The 19,007-nt window shown below is 72.3% G+C and carries 19 protein-coding genes; 10 read left to right on the top strand and 9 right to left on the bottom strand.

What is annotated here, in order from left to right:
• Window positions 1–210 precede the first annotated feature (210 nt).
• The 3 genes from ACF1BE_RS27315 to ACF1BE_RS27305 form a co-directional block, all read right to left on the bottom strand.
• Window positions 211–1,065: a hypothetical protein gene (locus tag ACF1BE_RS27315; protein WP_392201663.1), complete on the bottom strand. Its 855-nt coding sequence runs from the start codon at window positions 1,063–1,065 to the stop codon at window positions 211–213.
• 282 nt (window positions 1,066–1,347) lie between these two features.
• On the bottom strand, window positions 1,348–1,530 hold the full coding sequence (locus tag ACF1BE_RS27310; RefSeq protein WP_392201662.1) for a DUF397 domain-containing protein: 183 nt from the start codon (window positions 1,528–1,530) through the stop codon (window positions 1,348–1,350).
• Window positions 1,442–2,356 carry a helix-turn-helix domain-containing protein gene (locus ACF1BE_RS27305; protein ID WP_392201661.1) on the bottom strand — a complete coding sequence of 305 codons (915 nt, stop codon included), beginning with the start codon at window positions 2,354–2,356 and terminating at the stop codon, window positions 1,442–1,444. The genes ACF1BE_RS27310 and ACF1BE_RS27305 overlap by 89 nt, the downstream gene beginning before the upstream one ends.
• Before the next feature lie 177 nt (window positions 2,357–2,533).
• Here ACF1BE_RS27305 and ACF1BE_RS27300 point away from each other — a divergent pair, with 177 nt between their 5' ends.
• Window positions 2,534–3,022 carry an ATP-binding protein gene (locus ACF1BE_RS27300; RefSeq protein WP_392201660.1) on the top strand — a complete coding sequence of 163 codons (489 nt, stop codon included), beginning with the start codon at window positions 2,534–2,536 and terminating at the stop codon, window positions 3,020–3,022.
• Window positions 3,023–3,058: 36 nt separating this feature from the next.
• On the opposite strand, the gene ACF1BE_RS27295 is transcribed toward ACF1BE_RS27300, so the two are convergent.
• Window positions 3,059–3,496, bottom strand: a complete 438-nt coding sequence (locus ACF1BE_RS27295; protein WP_392201659.1) for a hypothetical protein — start codon at window positions 3,494–3,496, stop codon at window positions 3,059–3,061.
• Between the two features lie 208 nt (window positions 3,497–3,704).
• Between ACF1BE_RS27295 and ACF1BE_RS27290 the strand changes: the two genes are divergently transcribed.
• Window positions 3,705–4,145, top strand: coding sequence for a VOC family protein (locus ACF1BE_RS27290; RefSeq protein WP_392201658.1), 441 nt, complete (start codon window positions 3,705–3,707; stop codon window positions 4,143–4,145).
• Between the two features lie 215 nt (window positions 4,146–4,360).
• Here the strand turns inward: ACF1BE_RS27290 and ACF1BE_RS27285 are convergent, their stop codons facing one another.
• A complete protein-coding gene (locus ACF1BE_RS27285) occupies window positions 4,361–5,122 on the bottom strand; it encodes a phosphoglyceromutase (protein WP_392201657.1) in 762 nt (253 codons plus the stop codon).
• 191 nt (window positions 5,123–5,313) lie between these two features.
• Between ACF1BE_RS27285 and ACF1BE_RS27280 the strand changes: the two genes are divergently transcribed.
• From ACF1BE_RS27280 to ACF1BE_RS27265, 4 genes are all read left to right on the top strand, one after another.
• A complete protein-coding gene (locus ACF1BE_RS27280; RefSeq protein WP_392201656.1) occupies window positions 5,314–7,089 on the top strand; it encodes a stealth family protein in 1,776 nt (591 codons plus the stop codon).
• Between the two features lie 12 nt (window positions 7,090–7,101).
• The gene (locus tag ACF1BE_RS27275; protein WP_392201655.1) at window positions 7,102–9,057 is read left to right on the top strand and encodes a stealth conserved region 3 domain-containing protein; all 1,956 of its coding nucleotides are present in this window, start codon (window positions 7,102–7,104) and stop codon (window positions 9,055–9,057) included.
• 143 nt (window positions 9,058–9,200) lie between these two features.
• On the top strand, window positions 9,201–10,454 hold the full coding sequence (locus ACF1BE_RS27270; protein ID WP_392201654.1) for an MDR family MFS transporter: 1,254 nt from the start codon (window positions 9,201–9,203) through the stop codon (window positions 10,452–10,454).
• Window positions 10,455–10,597: 143 nt separating this feature from the next.
• The gene (locus ACF1BE_RS27265; protein WP_392201653.1) at window positions 10,598–11,071 is read left to right on the top strand and encodes a carboxymuconolactone decarboxylase family protein; all 474 of its coding nucleotides are present in this window, start codon (window positions 10,598–10,600) and stop codon (window positions 11,069–11,071) included.
• Between the two features lie 15 nt (window positions 11,072–11,086).
• On the opposite strand, the gene ACF1BE_RS27260 is transcribed toward ACF1BE_RS27265, so the two are convergent.
• Window positions 11,087–11,563, bottom strand: coding sequence for a DUF2000 family protein (locus tag ACF1BE_RS27260; RefSeq protein ID WP_392201652.1), 477 nt, complete (start codon window positions 11,561–11,563; stop codon window positions 11,087–11,089).
• Here ACF1BE_RS27260 and ACF1BE_RS27255 point away from each other — a divergent pair.
• The gene (locus ACF1BE_RS27255; RefSeq protein ID WP_392201651.1) at window positions 11,562–12,371 is read left to right on the top strand and encodes an AraC family transcriptional regulator; all 810 of its coding nucleotides are present in this window, start codon (window positions 11,562–11,564) and stop codon (window positions 12,369–12,371) included. The two genes, ACF1BE_RS27260 and ACF1BE_RS27255, sit on opposite strands and share 2 nt — an antisense overlap.
• Here the strand turns inward: ACF1BE_RS27255 and ACF1BE_RS27250 are convergent.
• Window positions 12,353–14,002, bottom strand: coding sequence for a glycosyl hydrolase family 28-related protein (locus ACF1BE_RS27250; protein ID WP_392201650.1), 1,650 nt, complete (start codon window positions 14,000–14,002; stop codon window positions 12,353–12,355). The genes ACF1BE_RS27255 and ACF1BE_RS27250 overlap by 19 nt on opposite strands.
• Window positions 14,003–14,164: 162 nt before the next feature.
• Here ACF1BE_RS27250 and ACF1BE_RS27245 point away from each other — a divergent pair, with 162 nt between their 5' ends.
• Entirely contained in the window at window positions 14,165–14,737 is a 573-nt protein-coding gene (locus tag ACF1BE_RS27245) for a hypothetical protein (protein WP_392201649.1), read from the top strand.
• A 16-nt stretch (window positions 14,738–14,753) separates the two neighbouring features.
• Here the strand turns inward: ACF1BE_RS27245 and ACF1BE_RS27240 are convergent, their stop codons facing one another.
• Together ACF1BE_RS27240 and mshA are read right to left on the bottom strand one after the other, a co-directional pair.
• The gene (locus ACF1BE_RS27240; protein WP_392201648.1) at window positions 14,754–15,254 is read right to left on the bottom strand and encodes a YbjN domain-containing protein; all 501 of its coding nucleotides are present in this window, start codon (window positions 15,252–15,254) and stop codon (window positions 14,754–14,756) included.
• Entirely contained in the window at window positions 15,247–16,584 is a 1,338-nt protein-coding gene (mshA, locus tag ACF1BE_RS27235) for a D-inositol-3-phosphate glycosyltransferase (protein ID WP_392201647.1), read from the bottom strand. Before mshA ends, ACF1BE_RS27240 begins: the two co-directional genes overlap by 8 nt.
• Window positions 16,585–16,865: 281 nt before the next feature.
• Between mshA and ACF1BE_RS27230 the strand changes: the two genes are divergently transcribed.
• On the top strand, window positions 16,866–17,651 hold the full coding sequence (locus tag ACF1BE_RS27230; RefSeq protein ID WP_392201646.1) for a class I SAM-dependent methyltransferase: 786 nt from the start codon (window positions 16,866–16,868) through the stop codon (window positions 17,649–17,651).
• A 211-nt stretch (window positions 17,652–17,862) separates the two neighbouring features.
• Window positions 17,863–18,972 carry an NlpC/P60 family protein gene (locus ACF1BE_RS27225; RefSeq protein WP_392201645.1) on the top strand — a complete coding sequence of 370 codons (1,110 nt, stop codon included), beginning with the start codon at window positions 17,863–17,865 and terminating at the stop codon, window positions 18,970–18,972.
• Window positions 18,973–19,007 lie beyond the last annotated feature (35 nt).

Genomic DNA, 19,007 nt, shown 5'->3' with positions numbered 1-19,007 from the left:
ACCACCCCTCCGGAGCACCGGGCCACTCCGAACGGCCCCGAACCGTGCGAGCTCCGTAGGACTCGTCGTACTTGGTCACCCCACAGTCCGGACCGACCGGCACGTGGGTGGAGGTAGGGCCGGGTGTTCGGGTGATCACGGCGACAGTCAGCGCCGACAGAGATTCGGCGACGCGCGCTTCTCGGTCGTGGTGCCTGAGGCGCGGACGGCTCAGGCGGCAGCTCGCAGCCTCTTGCCGGGTCGTCGGCAGTCACGGCAGCGCCCGGGTTCCGGTGCGCGGAACGCCCGCTCACAGCCGTCGCAGGTGTGGAAGGGCAGTACGGCCGGGCGCTCGGCGATCGGCGGGGGCGGGGTGGGCAGAGGTGTTTCCCGGAGGCGGAAGGCGAGGATGCCCGCCGGCCGGGCCAGGAAGCGGTCGGGGAGCCGTGCGGTGAGCAGTGCGGTGATCTGGGCCGGGGCGACACCGGCCGCGAGCCATTGGGTGACGGCAGGTGCCAGCCGGATCGCCTCCCGCTCGGACAGGACGAGACGTGGATCGACGCGGCGGAGCGAAGTCAGAACGGCCACGGCCCGGGGATCGGCGTCGGACAGTGGCGCCGACTCCTCCTGGTGAGGCGCCGTTTGAGTGGCGGGAGTTGATGGTGGCAGGGCCTTCTCCGCCACGGGCGGCTTCCGCGGGCTGGGCGGCTTCGGCGGCCCGTCCGGGGCCGGAGGACCGCAGGGTACGTCGTAGAAGTACGTCCGGGTGCGGATCTGCCCGGAGGGCAGGCGTTCGCGGCGGCGTTCCAGGTAACCGGCGGCTTCGAGTTCGCCGAGCGCGCGCGAGATCAGGATCTCGCCCTCGGTGAAGTGCTCGCACAGGGCGGCGATGCTCACGCGGGAGCCGTCGGGCAGGGAGGCGATGTACGCCGCGACACCGACCGTGACCGCGCTGCCGCGTCGCTGCGCGAGGGCATTGGAGATCACCGTGAAGTCGGCCGTCAGCCGGGTGCGTACGTGGATCACGCCGGAGGTCGGAGCTCCGGCGTCGGCGCGCAGGGGCGCGTTAGACTGCGGGTCAGCCATCGGGAAGGGGTTCACTTCCTGATCGGTCAGGCCCTCGATCGGGATTGCCGTCCCGGCCGGGGGCCGTATCTGTCTGCGGTTGTCGCGGCGAACGTAACCGCCCGTATCCCGCCCTTGCAAGCCGGTCACTCGGACGGGTGACGCGGGCTTCCGGGCCGGGGAGGGTGGGTGGGCGGGTAGTTCTCTCCCCCGGTTCTTTCAGGAGGTCAGCGGCCCGCCGGACCCTCGCGGACAAGGGTCCGGTGAGCCCGGAACGGGGCCGGCGACCGGCCCCCGACCGCCTCAGGAACGGCGGCGCCCGGCCTTCAACTCACCTATGAAGGCACCCCAGGAGGCGGTCCCGAAGCACAGCGCCGGCCCGTGCGGGGCCTTGCTGTCACGAACGGGGACGACGACCGGGAACCCGTCGGCCACCTCCACGCAGTTGCCGCCCTCCTGATTGCTGTAGCTGCTCCTGCGCCACACGGCGGCGCTCAGATCGGGACGGGACATTCGCTCCACGGTTGTAGCCCTCCATCGCGGATCGGATCATGTCGAGCGACATGAGCGGGGGCAGGGCGTTCGCCCGTAGCCGATCGTAGGTCACCGTGAAACGCCTGACCTCGGCCGGATCCTCGATGAGTTGGCCGTAGTGCGCGCCCTCCGTGTAGGCGACCTCGGAGCCGTCCGGCAGCGTGAGCACCGTCAAGGAACCGCCCATCGCGTCATGCTCGCCTTGGTCGAACGGCAGCACCTGCACGGTGATGTGACGTTCCGAGGCAACGTCGAGCAATCGCTCCAACTGGTTCCGCGTCACGGCGTGGCCGCCGATCGGCCGCCTCAGTACCGCCTCGTCCAGGATCACCCACAACTCCGGCCGGTCGGACGAACCGAGCCGCCCCTGCCGCGACATGCGGAAGGCGAGCCGTTCTTCCAACTGCTCCTCACCGCTGAGCGTCAGGCCGACGCTCAGAACGGCTTTCGCGTACTCCTTGGTCTGCAACAGGCCGGGCACCACATGCGCCGCGTACTCCCGGATGGACACGGCCCGTTCCGAGTGTGCGATGAAGGCCCGCGACCAGTCCGGGAAGGCCTCCCGGTACACGTACGGCCACAGCTCGACCAGCAGGTCGTCCGCACCGAGGGCCTTGTCCAGCGCACGCGCCAGCTCCAGCGTCGGCTTCGCCCCGGACGCGCGCTCGATCTGCGTGATCCGCGTGCTGACGACGTGCGTTCTCTCGCCGAGTTCGGCCTGGGTCAGTCCGGCCGCCGTGCGGAGCCTGCGCATCCGCGCGCCGAACAGGGCCGCCATCGACGCACTGGGGTCAATTGCGTTGGCCAAAGCGTCACTTCCGTCTCTTACGGCTCGAAAGGTAAGCCTGCTTCACCTGGCGAGCGTAGGGCGACGAGACGACTCTTATGCACAGAACGTGACGACTCACGTACCCCATGGAATGCCTCGCGCTCGACAGGTAAGGACGGACCAGCCGTGCTCACAGGAACGACCACCCCGGGAGACGAGCCGGGCCCGGCCACCGCCCCCACCGAGACGGCACGCGAACCCCTGTCCTTCTCGGCGCAGTTCGTCTCCACACCACGCGGTGCGCAGCTCGCCCGGCGTCTCGCCGTCCGGCGCATGGAGGAGTGGGGCTGTCCGCCGGCCTCGGACGCGTCGTGCACGGTCGCCCTCATCGTCGGCGAACTCGCGGCGAACGCCGTGCGGCACGGCTGGGTCTCAGGCCGGGACTTCGGCCTCCGCCTCTCCCTCGACGCGGCGGCGGGCCTGGTCCGTATCGAGGTCGCGGACGCCGCCTCCGCCAGGCGACCGCCGACGGCGCCACCGTCGTCGTACCCCGAAGGCGAGTCCGGCCGGGGCCTGCTCCTGGTGGACGTCCTGGCCACACGTTGGGGCTCGGCGCCTCGTCAGCCAGTCGGCAAGACGGTGTGGGCGGAGGTGCCCGTCGAGGTGCCGAGATGATGAGTACGCGTCCTGGTGCCGAAGCATCCACCGCCGCTACGAACGCAGGCCGTCTTGCTCGATGGAGTGAACACCAGGCGGTGACGTCGCCTCACCCCTGGTGCGCTTGAGCAGTCCGGTGACTCGGCTGAGCCATCCCTTGCGGCGCTGGTTGTCCCTGTCGATCAGGAAACGCGATGTCTGTAGCGGGTCACGCGGGGGCTGGCCGATCTGGTGACGCTGCCAGTAGCGGGCCACCCTCCGATCCAGATCGGCCAGGTCAGTCCTGCCGGTCCTGGCAAGGTCGACCGGGCCCTCCGGGCCTTCGGGAGCAGTGAGTGCCAACACCGCACCGTCCGGTGAGTACGCCGCCGCGTACTCACCCTCCGATACGTCGATCGCCTCGACGTAGTTCGTGGCGTGCGCGAAGGACTCGAAGACGATGAGGTCTTCGTCGCGGTCGAAGATCAGCACCGCGTCGGGAGGGAGATCCATACCGATCACTGTGACAGTCGCTCCGTCGCACTGCCTCCGCAATAAACGGCGCCTGGGTTCGGCCTGGTAGGCGATCGCGAGCCGTAGGTCGCCGGCAAGGTGAAGCAGCCGAGACACCGACACTCCCGGATGTCGAGAGTCCGGCACCGGCTCCGTCCCAGGGGTACCAGTAGCCGGAACGGACTGCGTGACGGAGAAGGAGCACCCCGTGACGATTCAGCGGATGGACAACGTAGGCATCGTCGTCGACGACCTGGAGGCTGCCATCGCCTTCTTCACCGAGCTCGGCATGGAGCTGGAGGGTGAAGCGCAGATCGAGGGAATCGTTGCGGACCAGATGCTCGGCCTCGACGGGGTCCGCAGCGCCATCGCGATGATGCGCACCCCGGACGGCCACGGCAAGCTGGAGCTGACGAAGTTCCACACCCCCGCGGCGATCCCTGTCGGACCGCCCAACCCGCCACCCAACACTCTGGGTCTGCACCGTGTCATGTTCGCCGTCGACGACATCGACGACACGATCACCCGCCTGCGCCGCCATGGCGCCGAACTCCTCGGCGAGGTGGCGCAGTACGAGAACACCTACCGACTCTGCGACCTCCGCGGCCCCGCGGGAATCATCGTCGCTCTGGCCGAACGGATCGGCTAGCTCTGTCTCTTCCGGATGCTCGCGAGGCGGAGTGGGCCTGGTGGGCGATCGCGAATCCGTCGGTTCGTGTGGCCGCGCCGCGCCACTGCTTCAGGCGGTCGGTGCGCCGCTCGACGGTGTTCCGCGCGGGAAGACGCTGAGGCAGCCGTCACGGCTCTCCGCGATCCAGCCCCCTGTCCACGGGAACCGCAGGCAGGGGGCTCGATCGATTCCGCTTACTTCTTCTTGCCCTGGTTCTTGACCGCCTCGATCGCCGCCGCCGCCGCGTCGGGGTCGAGGTAGGTGCCGCCCGGGGTGGTCGGGCGGAAGTCGGCGTCCAGTTCGTAGGAGAGCGGGATGCCCGTCGGGATGTTGAGGCCCGCGATGTCGGCGTCGGAGATGCCGTCCAGGTGCTTGACCAGGGCGCGGAGGGAGTTGCCGTGGGCGGCGACCAGGACGGTGCGGCCGGTCAGGAGGTCGGGGACGATGGCGTCGTACCAGTAGGGGAGCATGCGGGTGACGACGTCCTTCAGGCACTCCGTGCGCGGGCGCAGCTCCGGGGGGATCGTCGCGTAGCGCGCGTCGTGGGCCTGGGAGAACTCGGAGTCGTCCGACAGCGGGGGCGGCGGGGTGTCGTACGAGCGGCGCCAGAGCATGAACTGCTCCTCGCCGAACTCGGCCAGGGTGGCCGCCTTGTCCTTGCCCTGGAGGGCGCCGTAGTGGCGTTCGTTCAGGCGCCAGGAGCGATGGACGGGGATCCAGTGGCGGTCCGCGGCCTCCAGCGCGAGCTGGGCCGTGCGGATGGCGCGCTTCTGGAGGGACGTGTGGACCACGTCGGGCAGCAGGCCGGCGTCCTTGAGCAGCTCACCGCCGCGGACCGCCTCCTTCTCGCCCTTCTCGTTGAGGTTGACGTCCACCCAGCCGGTGAACAGGTTCTTCGCGTTCCACTCGCTCTCGCCGTGGCGGAGGAGGATCAGCTTGTACGGTGCGTCGGCCATGGCCTTCAGCCTACCTAAGGGGTCCGGGGGCCGCGCCGCCCACCGAGTCCGGGACGGGCCGGCCGGCCGGGGGTCCGGGGCGTCGCGGGGCCTGTCTGCACATTCCGGTTAATTCTTCTACAACCTTTGGTCACATTCGACTGTCTTGTTGTCGCCAGGAAGGTCAAGGCTCAGGAAGAGGAGCACAGAACGTGACCGTGCGTTCCTTTGCGCGGCGGATGCGTCCGCGGGTCGAGCGGAAGGCGGCCGAGCGGGTGTGGCAGCTGCGCACCATGCGGCGGCGCCGCAAGGCGGCGGTCACGGATCCGGTGCTGCGCCCGGTGGCCGTGCGCGGCCAGCAGCTCTACGGCCGGGTCGTGGACCGGTTCACCGCGGCCGAGGCTGCCGCGTCCAACCTCGGCCTGGTGGTCGCCGCGCTGGAACAGGAAGGAATCTCCTACTTCCTGGTGCCGTCGTCGTCCCGGACCCGTCACACGGTCGCCGTGAACGTCGCGGACCGGGAGCGGTTCCTCGCCGCCCTGGAGGCGCTGAACGCCGACACGGCCGTGTTCATCGGCCGCCCCCTGCCGGGCGGGCAGCTCAAGCACCCCGCGCTGTTCCTCGACGGCGCGCTGCCGGCCCCGCTGCGTACGGCGCCCGTGCTGCGGGTCGGGGAGAACCACCTCGGTCCCGCCGGCCAGTTGCTGGCCGGGCCTGAGCTGGCCTGTGACGTGGAGTTCTGGGAGGACGGCGCGGAGCTGCTCGCGTCCGCCGACGGGCCCCGGCGGCTGGCCAAGGTGCAGCCGCAGGCGTCGGCCGACATCTTCGCCGAGTCGCTGGTCACGCCCCGCAACAACGGGATCACGGACGTGCTGCCGGCCGCCGAGCAGACGCCGGTCACCGTGCGGGTGGGTGACCGGGAGCTGCCGAGTTTCGCGCCGCTCGCCCTGCCGACCGTGCACCAGGTGACGTTCCCCGTCGACGTCGTCTACACGTGGGTGGACGGCGAGGAGCCGGCGATGCGGGCCAAGCGGGCCCGCTACCAGGAGGGCGGCATCGCCGAGATCCTGGACAAGGAGACCAACGCCTCCCGTTACACCAGCCACGACGAGCTGAAGTACTCGCTGCGCTCGCTCGCGATGTACGCCGACTTCGTACGGCACATCTACATCGTGACCGACGGCCAGAAGCCGCACTGGCTCGACGACAGCGCCCCCGGGATCACGGTCGTCGACCACCGCGACATCTTCCCGGCGGACGTCCTGCCCGTCTTCAACTCGCACGCGATCGAGACCCGGCTGCACCACATACCGGGCCTGTCCGAGCACTACCTGTACTTCAACGACGACGTCTTCGTCGGCCGCCGGATCACCCCCGAGCACTTCTTCTTCGGCAGCGGCCTGATGAAGATCCCCGTCTCCCCGCTCAAGATCGGCGTCGGCAAGCCGCACGCCGAGGAGACGGCCACCAACTCCGCCAGCAAGAACGTACGGCGGCTGCTGCTGGAGGCGTTCGGGCGGATGACGACGAACAACTTCATGCACACGCCGCTGCCGCAGCAGCGCGCGACGCTCGAGGCGCTGGAGGAGCTGTTCCCGGAGGACATCCGCCGCACCACCGCGTCCCGGTTCCGCTCGCCGCAGGACATCGCGGTGACGGCGCCGCTGCTCTACCAGTACGCGCTGATGACGGGCCGCGGCGTGCCCGGCAAGTTCAGCTTCCGGTACGTGAACATCAGCCGCCCCGACGCCGAGCGGCGCCTGGCCGACCTGCGGCGCAACCGCCGGTTCGACTTCTTCTGCCTCAACGACGTCGACGTGCCGCCGGAGGAGCGGGAGCAGGTCAGCGTGCGGATGCACGACTTCCTGGAGAACTACTTCCCCTTCCCCAGCCCCTTCGAGAAGCCGCAGACGGCTCCCGCGGTCTCCGTGACGCGGCAGACGGTTCCCCCGGTCTCCGCTCCGGCCTCCTTCGAGACGCAGAGCTGACGGGCCGCGGCCATGGACATCCGACATCGTTTCGCGGCGCGGCCGACGGGGCTGCGGGCCGCCCGTGACCTGCTGCCGCGCCTGCGGCTGTGGCTGGTGGCCCGGCTGTGGGCGCTGCGCGCGGCCCCGGCCCGCCGGCGGCTGCGGGCGGGTGTCCCGGGCCTGCGCCGGATCACGTGCGGACCGGCGCGGCTGTACGGGCGTACGGTCACCGCCTACACCGCCGCGGACGCCGCCGCGGCGGACCTGGAGCTGGTGTGCGCCCTGCTGGAGGCGGCCGGCGTCCCGTACTTCCTGGTCCCCGCCGAGCGGGGGTCCGGTGCGCCGCGGCAGGTCGTCGGGGTGGAGGAGTCCCACCGGGGCGCGGTCCTCGCCCAGGCCGCGCGGCAGCTGGCCCGTACGGCCGGGTACGTCGGTGCGGTCGGGCCGGACGGCACCGTGACGGCCGCGGTGCTGTGGGCCGACGGCCGGCTGCCGCGGGCGCTGCGCCGGGCGCCGGTGCTGCGTACCGGTGTGGTGCGCCTCGGCCCCGGCGGGCAGGTGCTCACCGGTCTGGAAACGGGCTGTGACCTGGAGTTCTGGCGGTACGGCCGGGAGCTGGGCGCCGATCCCGCGCACCTCACCGTGCCGGGCAGCCGGCTGGCGGACGACTTCGGTCCGGCGCTGGTCGCGCCGCGTCGCAACGCCGTGTCCGAGGTGCTGCCGGACACGGCACGGCAGCCCGCGACGGTGACCGCGAACGGCGTCACGGCCGGGCCGCGGCGCGGTGTGCCGACGTTCGCGCCGTTCGCCGAGCCGGGCATCGACGAGGTGTGCTTCCCCGTCGACGTCGTGTACACGTGGGTCGACGGGGACGACCCGGCGATGGCCGTGAAGCGCCGCGCGCACCAGGTGCTCTCCGACAACGTCATCGCCGCGCGCGAGACCGGCGCGTCCCGTTACACCAGCCATGACGAGCTGCGGTACGCGCTGCGCTCGCTGGAGATGTACGCCGGTTTCGTCCGGCACGTCTACCTGGTGACCGACTCCCAGGTCCCGGCCTGGCTGGACCCGGAGGCGGCGGGCCTGACCGTCGTCGACCACCGGGACATCCTCCCGGCCGACGCGCTGCCCGTCTTCAACTCGCACGCGATCGAGAGCCGGCTGCACCGCATACCCGGCCTGTCCGAGCACTACCTGTACTTCAACGACGACGTCTTCATCAACCGCCCGGTGGGTGCCGGGCACTTCTTCCACGGCAACGGGATCGCCCGCATCCCGCTGTCCCCGCTGAAGCTGGGGGCCGGTGCCCCGCATCCGCTGGAGCCGGCGCCGAACTCCGCCGGGAAGAACGCCCGCGAGGTGATCCGGCGCTTCCACGGCCGGTACGTCACGCACAAGTCGCTGCACACCCCGCATCCCCAGCTGCTGTCGGTCATGCGGGAGATGGAGGGCCTCGGTATCGAGGAGCTGGAGCGGACGTCGTACTCCCGGTTCCGTTCCACCGCCGACGTCGCTCCGGCGTCGACGCTGCACCACCACTGGGCGATCGCGACCGGCCGGGCGGTCCCGGCCGACTACCGGTTCCGGTACGTGCAGCTGGGCACGCCGGACATGCGGCGCCGCCTGGCCCGCCTGGCGGCCGGCGAGGACGTCGACTTCTTCTGCCTCAACGACGTGGACACCGACCCGGCGGACCGGGCGGCGGCACAGGCGGCCATCGGGGCGTTCCTGGAGCGGAAGTACCCCTTCCCGAGCCGCTTCGAGCGGGCGGCGCGCGGCGGGTCGTATCCGGTCGCGCCGTCCCGGGAGGCCGTCCGGGGTGCGGTCGGGCGGCGGGCGGGGCGTACGGGGCTCGGGCGCGGGACGCGGGTGACGCGAGGTGCCCACGGTGCGCGTGGCGAGGCCCCGGCGCCGGCCCCCGGGGGAGCGGCGGCATCGGTGGCGACGGCAGCGACCCCGGCGCGTCTGGCCCGGCCCGCGAACTGACGCCGGACGCGCCCCGCGAACCGGCACCGGACGCCCCGATCCGAGCCGTCCCCCGCGCCCCGCAAAACGACTGGCATCACCGCGAGCCGTTTCGGTAAGTTGCGATCACCAGTCGGGCCACTTACCTGTGCGGGGGATCGCGAATGTCACCAACCGGTCTGAGACGTGCTGCCCGGGAGTCCGTCTCCGGGCTTCCCCGCGCCTTCTGGTGGCTGTGGACCAGCACGCTCGTGAACCGGCTCGGCGGGTTCGTCGCCACGTTCATGGCCCTCTACCTCACCCTCGACCGGGGCTACTCCGCCTCGTACGCCGGTCTCGTCGCCTCCCTGCACGGGCTCGGCGGGGTCGTCTCCTCGCTGGGCGGCGGCATCATGGCCGACCGGCTCGGCAGGCGGCCCACCCTGCTCATCGCCCAGACCGCCACCGCCGCCTCCGTCGCCCTGCTCGGCTTCGTGACCGACCCGGTCGCCATCGCCGGCGTCGCCTTCCTCGTCGGCATGGCCTCCAACGCCTCCCGGCCGGCCGCGCAGGCGATGATGGCCGACATCGTCCGCCCCGAGGACCGGGTGCGCGCGTTCTCCCTCAACTACTGGGCCATCAACCTGGGCTTCGCCGTCTCCTCGATGGCCGCCGGGTTCATCGCCGAGGTCAGCTACCTGTCCGGGTTCCTGATCGAGGCCGGGATGACCCTGGCCTGCGCGGTCGTCGTCTTCGCCAGGGTGCCGGAGTCCCGGCCCGCGGCCACGGCCCGGCAGGCGGGGGCGGACGTCGGTCTCGGCACGGTGCTGCGGGACAGGCGGTACATGGCCGTCGTCGGGCTGTCCTTCCTCGGCGCCCTGGTCTTCCAGCAGGGTTCGGTCGGGCTGCCGGTGGCGATGGGCCGGGCCGGGTTCTCGCCCGCCGACTACGGCAGTGCCCTGGCCGTCAACGGCATCCTGATCGTGCTCCTCCAGATCCCCGTCACCCGGTTCATCGAACACCGCGACCCGCGCACCCTCCTGGTCGCCTCCTCACTGCTCGCCGGGTACGGCTTCGGGCTCACCGCCTTCGCCGGCTCGGTCGGTGCCTTCATGCTCACCGTGTGCGTGTGGACCCTGGCCGAGATCGTCAACGCCCCCACGCAGACCGGCCTCGTCGTCCGCCTCTCCCCCGTCCACGGCCGTGGCCGCTACCAGGGCGTGTACACCCTCTCCTGGTCCGTCGCCGCCCTGGTCGCCCCGCTGATGTCGGGCGCGGTCATCGACCGCCTCGGCGCGGAGTGGCTGTGGGGCCTGTGCGCGGCGGTCGGCACGGTGGCCGGGGTGGGGTACGCGCTGCTGATGCGGCGGCTGCCGGCGGAGCGTCCGGCACCGGGCGGGATGCGGGCCGACGCGGATGCGGAGGTCCGTACGGCCTGAGCAGGAGGCGGCCGGCCGGCGAGTGGAGCGGTCACGCGCCGGCCGTGATCGTGCGTGACGCGGGTCACATCAGCCCATGTCACATCCCGCCCGGCGTGGCCGTCAATGAGGTGTAACCAGCCTCGACCACATAGGAGCAGATCATGGAAGCTCGGCTCGACCTTTTCAGCAATCCGCTGGCCGGGAAGCTGTTCAAGCACTTCAACGCGGCGGGCAGGGTGATCACGGACTCCCCCTTGCCGGCCGCCACACAGGAACTGGTGAAGATCCGGGCCAGCCAGATCAACGGGTGCGCGGCCTGCACGGACATGCACACCAAGGACGCCGACGCGGCCGGCGAGAGCGCGACCCGGCTGCACATGGTCGCGGTCTGGCGTGAGGCCAAGGTGTTCACCGAGGCCGAGCGGGCCGCGCTGGAGCTGACCGAGCAGGGCACCCGGATCGCCGACGCGGCCGGCGGGGTCACGGACGAGGCCTGGGAGAACGCGGCCAAGCACTACGACGAGGACCAGCTCGCCGCCCTGATCGCGCTCATCGCCCTGATCAACGCCTACAACCGCGTCAACGTCATCGTGCAGCAGCCGGCCGGCGACTACGTGCCGGGCATGTACGGCTGACGCCGCACCGCGACGTCACGGGTGCATCCGCGCGCCCTTGAGCACCTTGTCGACGCCGTTGCGCGGGCCGTACACCGCCAGCCCGACCAGATCCAGGCCGGCGGTGGGCACGGCCCGCACCGCCGCCCGGTTGTCACGGTCGTTGCCGGTGGCGAACAGGTCGGCCGTGAACACCGCCCGGGGCAGGGCGCGGCTCAGCGCCCTGCCGTGGGCCGCCCTCAGGGTCTCCCCGGTGCCCTCGAAGACCAGCACCGGCTGCCCGAACATGGGGAGGTAGGCGACCCCGTCCGCGTCCTCGTAGGGTTCGCCGATCACCTCGGGGGCCGCCGCGCCCAGGCCGCTGACCAGGAACGCGGTGACGTTCAGGCGTTGCCAGGGTGCCAGGTCCGTGCGGAGCAGTACGGCGATCTTCGTGTCGTGCCGGCGGGGTTCGGTGCTCATGGGACGAGACTGCCGACCGCCGTACGGCCCCGTCTTGTACGTTCTTTGCATGGCCGCCCGGCAGGACGTCACCCGGCAGGAAGTCACCGCGTGGCGTCCCCGTGTCCCGGGCGTCACCGAGGTCTTCCACGCCCACTTCACCGGGTACGCCTATCCGATGCACGTCCACGACGCCTGGACGCTGCTCATCGTGGACGACGGGGCCGTACGGTACGACCTGGACCGGCACGAGCACGGCACTCCGCACGACACCGTGTCGCTGCTGCCGCCGCATGTGCCGCACAACGGCTCGCCGGCCACGCCGGGCGGGTTCCGCAAGCGGGTCGTCTACCTCGACGGCAGCCACCTCGGGGACGAGTTCATCGGTCCGGCGGTCGACGGGCCGGACCTGCGGGACCCCGTGCTCCGGTCGTGTGTGGGGCAGTTGCACGCCGCTCTCGCCCGGCCCGGTGACGAGCTGGAGGCGGAGAGCCGGCTGACCCTCGTCGGGGAGCGGCTGCGGGACCATCTGCGGCACCGGACGGACGTGCCGCGCCGGCACCGTGACCCGGTACTCGCCCGCCGGCTGCGGGAGCTGCTCGACGCCCGGGTCGTCGACGGGATCCCGCTGGCGGAGGCCGCGCGGCTGCTGCACGCCCATCCGGCGCATCTGGTACGGGCGTTCAGTGGTGCGTACGGCATCCCTCCGCACCAGTACCTGACGTCCCGCCGGGTCGGCCGGGCCCGCCGGCTGCTGCTGGACGGGCTGGCGCCGGGCGAGGTGGCGCCGGCGGCCGGCTTCCACGACCAGGCGCACCTCACCCGGCACTTCAGGAGGCTGGTCGGGGTGACGCCCGGGCGCTACCGCAGCGCGCGCTGAGCCTCGTACAGGTTGCGCGGGCGTACGGCGTCCGTCGTGCCGTACAGCTCCAGGCGGGAGTGCGGGTCGCCGGTGAAGTCGGGGACGTCGGTCTGGTCGAACTCACGGACGTCGTTCAGGCCCACCGTCGCCGACCAGGGGGCCAGCCCGTCGATCTTCACCAGGCCGGCGCGGCCGTTGGTGACCCGGATGTTCCAGTGGGTGAAGCGGGCGCCGAACAGCGGGCCGGCGCCGGCGTCCCCGCCGTGCCGGCCGTTGTTGTTCACGGTGATGTCGGTGCGGACGTTGGCGAAGGGCAGGCCGCGGTGGCTGTCGAAGGTGCCCATCCGCATGTCACCGCGCGACCACACGTTGTGGGAGGACAGCCCCTCGACGTTGATGCCGTGGAGTTGGGTGTCCGGGGGCGCGGGGACGGTCCGTTCCTCGATGGTGAAGTCCTCGATCAGGTTGTCGTGGGAGCCCTCGCGGCAGAAGTACGGGTGGTGCGCGCCGCGGCCGGCGACCCGGGTGCGGCGCAGGGTGCAGGCGGAGGAGGCGACCAGGCCGAAACCGTTGTCGACGTGCCGGACGGTGACGTCGTCCACCCAGCAGTCGTAGGCGCACTGCAGGACGACGCCGTTGTAGCCCTTGTCGAGGAGATGGGGTGACTGCGGGGTCTGCACGGCCCGAAGGGTCAGGCCCTCGACGCCGGAGCCGGTCAGCTCGGGGACGTGTGTGGTCAGCCGGGGGTCCCACTCGGGGCGGAGGTCGAGCGGGAGGGGGCGTTCCAGGGTGACGCGGTGGCCGTGGACGCGGGTGACGCGGACGGGCCATTCGTAGGGGACGTAGGACGTCAGTTTCGTCTTGTCGTCCCAGGAGTACGACGCCGGTCCCGGGCCGCCGCCCGCCATGTGCTGGAGGAGGGTGTGGGCGGCGTCGTCGGCCAGGCGGAGGAGGACGAGCCGGCCGGGGTGCAGTGCGCGGGCGTCGGAGACCGTGACCGTCCAGGAGCCCCGCCGTGCCGGTGCGACGGTGGTGAGGGTGGACCACTCGTCGCGCGTGTTGCCGGTCCAGCCCTCGAAGGGCCAGGCCCGGGCCCTGATGGCGGCGGTCAGCGACTGCCAACGCGCTTCGGGCGCCAGCCAGATGAGGCCGCCCGCCCAGGACCAGGAGGACTTGTCGCCGCCGTAGCGGGAGCCGTAGACGCCGATCAGCTCGGTGAGGTTCCTCGTCGCGTACAGGGTCGTCCGGCCGCTGCCGGCGCCGCGCAGGACGACACCGGAGTGGGCGATGCGGATGACGTCGTCGACGCGGTAGGTGCCGGGCGGGACGGTGACCGTGCCGCCGCCGGCCCGTGCGGCGGCGGCGAGGGCACGGTTGATCGCGGGGGCGCAGTTCGTGGTGCCGTCGGCCACGGCGCCGAAGGCGGTGACGTCGGCGACGACGCGGGGGCGGGGGAGGCGGGCGGCTCCGGCGCGGCAGCCGGACCGGCCGACGTAGGGGATCTGCGGGTGGGTGAACGGGGTGCGCCGGAACTCCTGCCAGAGCGCCGGGACTTCGGCGGCGTGGGCGGTGCCGGTCGCGGCGCCCAGGGCCACGGCGGTGGCGCCGGTGAGGAGGGTCCTTCTGGTGAGGTGTGCGTCGCCGCTCATGTCCACCCGCCCTTAAGATTCATGAATATGAACGAAGTTCAGGAATGCGTTGGCGGTGAGCATGCCACCGCCGCGGTTCCGAGGGGAAGGGCTCGGACAGGACCCCGGGGGAACCGGGCGGAAGCCACCCGTCCGCCGATCACCGCTGGTTAGTCTCCCGCCATGGATGACACACAGGAAGCACAGGACTCCCGGGCCCCGCGCGACTCATCCAACCGCACCCGCTCGCTGCCGCTCGGACGGTTCTCGGTCGCCGTCGCGGCTGCCGCCACCCTGGTCGCCCTCGGCGTCGGCGTGGCGCTCGCGGCACCCTCGGACCACGGCCCCCGCCCGGAGCGCGGTGTCACGGACACTGTCCCGCCGGACACGGACACCGGGGGCACGTCCGGCGCGGACAGCGGGGGCACGTCCGGCGCGGACTCCGCCGGCGGCGGCACGGACGCCGGCAGCGTCGCGGGCTCCGGCAGCACCGGTGGCCTCGTCGACGGAGGCAGCAGCGTGGGCGTGGACGCCGGCACCGACGGCGGCGCCGACCCGAGCCCGAGCGGACCCGAACCCTCGGGCGAGCCCACCGGGTCAGCCGGCCTCGACGAGCTGAACCGGCGCATCACGGAGCTGGACAGGAAGGTCGACCAGCTGCCGACCAAGAAGGAGCTGGCCGACGCCCTGCGGGCCTTCGCCGACGAACTCGACCACGGCGGCGGGAACGGGACGCCCGCACCGGACCCGTCCTGAGTGTGCGGCGCCCCGGTCAGTCCGCCGGGCGGTCGATCAGGTGCTTGAACGCGTCCAGGTTCCGCGTGGACTCCCCGCGGGACACCCGCCAGGCGTACTCCTTGCGGATGGAGGAGGCGAAGCCGAGTTCCAGGAGGGTGTTGAAGGCGCCGTCGGCGGCCTCCAGGGTCTGCCCCAGGAGACGGTCGATCTCGTCGGGGGAGACGGAGGCGAGGGGGAGGCGGGCGGTGACGTAGATGTCGCCGAGCCGGTCCACGGCGTAACTCACGCCGTACAGGCGGAGGTTGCGCTCCAGGAGCCAGCGGTGGACGGCCGGTTCGTTCTCGTCGGGGTGGCGGATGACGAAGGCGTTCAGGGAGAGGGAGTGACGGCCGACGAGGAAGGCGACCGTCGTGGAGAGCTTGCGGCTGCCGGGGAGTGTGACGACGTAGTTCCCCGGCTCGGGGTTCTCCCACTCCAGTCCGGCGTCCTTGAAGACGGCCTCCAGAACCTGTCCGGCCTTCTCGACATCACCCATGGTGCGAGCGTACGTGACGGCGGTAGGACTGGGTCGCGGCCGTGTAGGCGTCGGCGGTGGCGGCCGCCGCCGTGTCCCAGCCGAAGGACTGGGCGTGCCGGGCGGCGGCCTGGCCCAGGCGCGGGGACAGGTCCGGCTCGTCGGCGAACCGGCGCAGCACGCGCGCGTAGTCGGCCGGGTCGTGGCCCTGGACGAGGAAGCCGGTCTCGCCGTCGCGCACGGCCACCGGCAGACCGCCGACCGAGGCGGCGATCACCGGGGTCCCGGCCGCCTGCGCCTCGATGGCGACCAGGCCGAAGGACTCGCTGTAGGACGGCATGACGAGGACGGACGCGGCCCGGAACCAGTCCGCCAGCCGCTCCTGGCCGACCGGCGGGCAGAACCGTACGACGTCCGCGATGCCCAGCCGGGCGGCGAGCTTGTGCAGGCCCTCCGGCCTGGCGAGCCCGCTGCCGCTGGGGCCGCCGACGACCGGTACGAGGATGCGCGAGCGCAGCTCCGGACGCGTCTCCAGCAGGACGGCCACCGCGCGCAGGAGGATGTCCGGTGCCTTCAGCGGCTGTATGCGGCCGGCGAAGAGCGGGATCAGCGCGTCCTGGGGCAGGCCCAGGCGGGCGCGGGCGGCGGCCCGGCCGTCGGCGGCGCGGAAGCGCTCCAGGTTCACCCCGGGGTGGACCACGGCGACCTTCGCGGGGTCGGCCGCGTAGTGCCGCAGCAGCTCGCCGGCCTCCTCCTCGGTGTTGGCGATGAGCCGGTCGGCGGCGGCCACGATCTGGGTCTCGCCGATGACCCGGGCGGCGGGCTCGGGGGTGTCACCGTCGGCGAGGCTGGCGTTCTTGACCTTGGCCATGGTGTGCATGGCGTGCACCAGGGGGACGCCCCAGCGCTGGGCGGCGAGCCAGCCGACGTGTCCGGAGAGCCAGTAGTGGGAGTGGACGAGGTCGTAGTAGCCCGGGCGGTGGCCGGCCCACGCCTGCATCACGCCGTGCGTGAAGGCGCACAGCTGCGCCGGGAGGTCCTCCTTGGCGAGGCCCTCGTACGGGCCCGCGTCGACGTGCCGGACCAGGACGCCTGGGGCCAGCTCGACGGCGGGAGGCAGGCCGCCGGCCGTGGCCCGGGTGAAGATCTCGACCTCGATGTTGATCGCGGCGAGCCGCTGGGCCAGCTCCACGATGTAGACGTTCATGCCGCCGGCGTCGCCCGTGCCGGGCTGGTGGAGCGGGGACGTGTGCACGGAGAGCATGGCGACCCGGCGGGGGCGCCGGTGCAGCCGGAGCCGGGTGGCGGCCGCCGGGGAGCGTCGCCCGAGCCTGCTGACGTACTGGCTCACGTGGCGTTCCTCCTCGCTGCGGGCATGCCTGCCGGAGGGCCGCCGTCGCCCTCCACGGAGTGGAACAGCGGGTGGGTGCCCGGCCATTTCCCGATCAAGCGACTTTGCCGAATCATTGCCTGAAAGGGCTCAACTGTTCGAGATGCAGGGGCGTGGACGGAGCACCGCACCCCACTGCCGTACGGGGTCCCGGCCGCCGTCCTCTTACCCTCGTAGGCATGACAGCCCGCGCGACGACCTTCCCCCACCCTCGGCTTCGCTCGAGCGGGGGGACCCCCGTCGTGGGAACGGTGACGCGCGGGACGACCAATCCCAACCGGCTGCGCCGCATGGATCGCTGGATCGCGGCCGTGCACGGTGCCGAGCTGCGGCGTGCCGCGGACCCGGTGGCGGTCGACCTCGGCTACGGCGCGGCACCCTGGACCGCCGTCGAGCTGCTCGGCCGGCTGCGCGCCGTCGCACCCCGCGCGCGCGTGGTCGGCGTCGAGATCGAACCCGAGCGGGTGGCGGCGGCCAGGCCGTACGAGCGGGAGGGGCTCACCTTCCGGCACGGCGGCTTCGAGCTCCCCGTGCCCGGGCGCCCGGTGCTGGTCCGGGCCGCGAACGTGCTGCGGCAGTACGACGAGGGCCAGGTCGCCGCGGTGTGGGAGCGGCTGTGCGCACGGCTCGCCCCGGCGGGCGGCGGCTCACGCGGCGGACTGCTGGTCGAGGGGACCTGCGACGAGATCGGCCGGCGGCACGTGTGGGTGGCGCTCGGCCCCGAGGGCCCGCGCACCGTCACCTTCGCCACCCGGCTGGGCTCCCTGGACCGCCCCTCCGACCTCGCCGAACGCCTGCCGAAGGCACTGATCCACCGCAACGTCCCCGGTGAACCGGTGCACGCCTTCCTGCGCGACTTCGACCGCGCCTGGGCCGCCGCCGCGCCCTACGCCTCCTACGGCGCCCGTCAGCGCTGGCTGCGCGCGGTACGGGACCTGGCGGCCGACTGGCCCGTCACGGATTCGCCGGCCCGTTGGCGGCAGGGCGAAGTCACGGTGTCATGGGGGGCCTTGGCCCCGGTCCGCTGAGCGGCACGAACCAAGGGAACGATCTTCCCTCGCCGTTCGTCACATCGCGGAGGGATCGTCGTACGGGCGGCGACGCGGGGGACGCGGGTGCGGTGATCCGGGGCCGGGGGCATCCGGCTCCGGACGACCTCTGTCGTTTTGCGCGCGGCCGTGGCACGATCCCTCAGGCGACCGTAAGTTACTGACGGTAAATCAGCTGGGGGGTTCAGCCATGGGTACGGGCAAGCGCGGCCTGCTCACCGCCGCCCTGACCGTGATCTGCGCGGTGACCGTTCTCGCGGCACCCGGCACGGCGTTCGCGGCCCCCGCTCCCCTCCCCGTTCCGGCCCCCGCGCCGACGGCGGCTCCCGCGCCCGGCAAGGATCTCGAAGCGGTCCGCGAGAAGCTCGACCGGCTCTACCACGACGCGGCCGTCGCCACCGACGCCTACAACGGGGCCGAGGAGAAGGTACGGAAGCAGTCCGCCGAGATCGCCGCCCTGACCAAGAAGATCGCCCAGGGGCGGCAGCGGCTGGCGGAGCTGAGGGACCAGGCCGGCGCGGCGGCCCGGGACCAGTACCGCACCGGCGGCCTGTCGCCCACGGCACAGTTCCTGCTCAGTGACGACCCGGGCCAATTCCTGGACGGCGCCGGCCGGGTGCTCCAGGGCCAGCAGGCGGCGAAGAAGCTGATCGCCGAAGTGGCCCGCGCCCAGCAGGACTTGCGGGAGTACGCCGACGACGCCGCCGTCCGCTGGAAGAAGCTGGAGGCCGACCGCAAGGCCCGGGCCGCCGCCCGGCGTCAGATCCGCAGGCAGATCGACACGGCCGAGAAGCTGGAGTCCCGGCTGGAGGAGAAGGAGAAGGAGCGGCTCGCCCAGCTCGAACGGGAGGCCGCCGCCAGGGCGCAGACGGCCTGGCTGGACACCGGCGTCCTCGACGACGCCGACGCCAGGACCTCCGCCCGCGGCACGAAGGCCGTGCGGTACGCCACCGCCCAGCTCGGCAAGCCGTACGTGTGGGGCGCCGAGGGGCCGGACTCCTTCGACTGCTCGGGCCTGACCTCCAAGGCCTGGGCGGCGGCCGGGCACCCCGTCCCGCGGACCTCGCAGGAGCAGTGGAAGCAGCTCCCGCACGTCGACGTGAAGGACATGCGCCCCGGTGACCTCGTCATCTACTTCGACGACGCCAGCCATGTCGCGATGTACGTCGGCGACGGCAGGATCATCCACGCCCCGCGTCCCGGGCGCACGGTGACGGTCGCGGGCGCCGGCTCGATGCCCATCCTCGGCGTCGTACGGCCGGACGCGACCGGTCCCGCGCACGGCCGGCCGGACGCGTGACGGGCCCCGCGCGCGGGCCATCCGCCCGGTGACGT

The sequence above is a fragment of the Streptomyces sp. NPDC014991 genome (genome assembly GCF_043080665.1).
In the GTDB taxonomy this organism is placed as follows: domain Bacteria; phylum Actinomycetota; class Actinomycetes; order Streptomycetales; family Streptomycetaceae; genus Streptomyces.
Note: the sequence above shows the minus strand (reverse complement) of the source record. Positions and strands in the feature narration are given on the sequence as shown.

Bases quoted from the DNA above. Each gene is read 5' to 3' on its own strand.
- ACF1BE_RS27315 (WP_392201663.1), bottom strand. From the start codon at position 1,065: ATGGCTGACCCGCAGTCTAACGCGCCCCTGCGCGCCGACGCCGGAGCT.
- ACF1BE_RS27305 (WP_392201661.1), bottom strand. From the start codon at position 2,356: ATGGCGGCCCTGTTCGGCGCGCGGATGCGCAGGCTCCGCACGGCGGCC.
- ACF1BE_RS27295 (WP_392201659.1), bottom strand. From the start codon at position 3,496: ATGGATCTCCCTCCCGACGCGGTGCTGATCTTCGACCGCGACGAAGAC.
- ACF1BE_RS27285 (WP_392201657.1), bottom strand. From the start codon at position 5,122: ATGGCCGACGCACCGTACAAGCTGATCCTCCTCCGCCACGGCGAGAGC.
- ACF1BE_RS27275 (WP_392201655.1), top strand. From the start codon at position 7,102: ATGGACATCCGACATCGTTTCGCGGCGCGGCCGACGGGGCTGCGGGCC.
- ACF1BE_RS27270 (WP_392201654.1), top strand. From the start codon at position 9,201: ATGTCACCAACCGGTCTGAGACGTGCTGCCCGGGAGTCCGTCTCCGGG.
- ACF1BE_RS27265 (WP_392201653.1), top strand. From the start codon at position 10,598: ATGGAAGCTCGGCTCGACCTTTTCAGCAATCCGCTGGCCGGGAAGCTG.
- ACF1BE_RS27255 (WP_392201651.1), top strand. From the start codon at position 11,562: ATGGCCGCCCGGCAGGACGTCACCCGGCAGGAAGTCACCGCGTGGCGT.
- ACF1BE_RS27260 (WP_392201652.1), bottom strand. From the start codon at position 11,563: ATGCAAAGAACGTACAAGACGGGGCCGTACGGCGGTCGGCAGTCTCGT.
- ACF1BE_RS27250 (WP_392201650.1), bottom strand. From the start codon at position 14,002: ATGAGCGGCGACGCACACCTCACCAGAAGGACCCTCCTCACCGGCGCC.
- ACF1BE_RS27245 (WP_392201649.1), top strand. From the start codon at position 14,165: ATGGATGACACACAGGAAGCACAGGACTCCCGGGCCCCGCGCGACTCA.
- ACF1BE_RS27240 (WP_392201648.1), bottom strand. From the start codon at position 15,254: ATGGGTGATGTCGAGAAGGCCGGACAGGTTCTGGAGGCCGTCTTCAAG.
- ACF1BE_RS27225 (WP_392201645.1), top strand. From the start codon at position 17,863: ATGGGTACGGGCAAGCGCGGCCTGCTCACCGCCGCCCTGACCGTGATC.